Annotated in this window: 1 pseudogene; it reads left to right on the top strand. The window is 73.0% G+C overall.

The annotated features are described in order from the left end of the window. Positions 1-492, top strand: a pseudogene (locus BMF89_RS14155) (DUF222 domain-containing protein); the annotation flags it as partial.

Here is a 492-nt window from a genome sequence, read left to right as displayed (position 1 = left end):
CTCGTGAAGGAAACAGCCTGCCTGTCCGCCGAAGACCGCTGCGCCGTGGACGAGGAACTGGCCGCCGACACCGGCACTTTCGACGGCGCCGGGGACAAGGCCATCCTCGCGGCCGCCCGGGCCGCGGCCTACCGGCGGGACCCCCGCACCGTCACCGAACGCGCCAGCCACGCCGCCACCGAACGCCACGTCAGCCTCCGCCCGGCACCGGACACCATGACCTACCTGACCGCCCTGCTTCCCGTCGCCCAAGGCGTGGCCGTGCACGCGGCCCTGTCCCGGCACGCCGACACGCTCCGCAACGCCGGAGAGGAGACCCGCACCCGGGGACAGATCATGGCCGACACCCTCGTCGAACGCACCACCGGTACCCCCGCAGGAATCAGCGGCGTCGAAATCCAGCTCGTCATGACCGACCGCACCCTCTTCCAAGGCGACGCCGAACCCGCCCGGCTCCCCGGCTACGGCATCGTCCCCGCCGGCTGGGCACGG

Source organism: Arthrobacter sp. SRS-W-1-2016, from assembly GCF_002009585.1.
Taxonomy (GTDB): Bacteria; Actinomycetota; Actinomycetes; order Actinomycetales; family Micrococcaceae; genus Arthrobacter; species Arthrobacter bambusae_A.
Note: the sequence above shows the minus strand (reverse complement) of the source record. Positions and strands in the feature narration are given on the sequence as shown.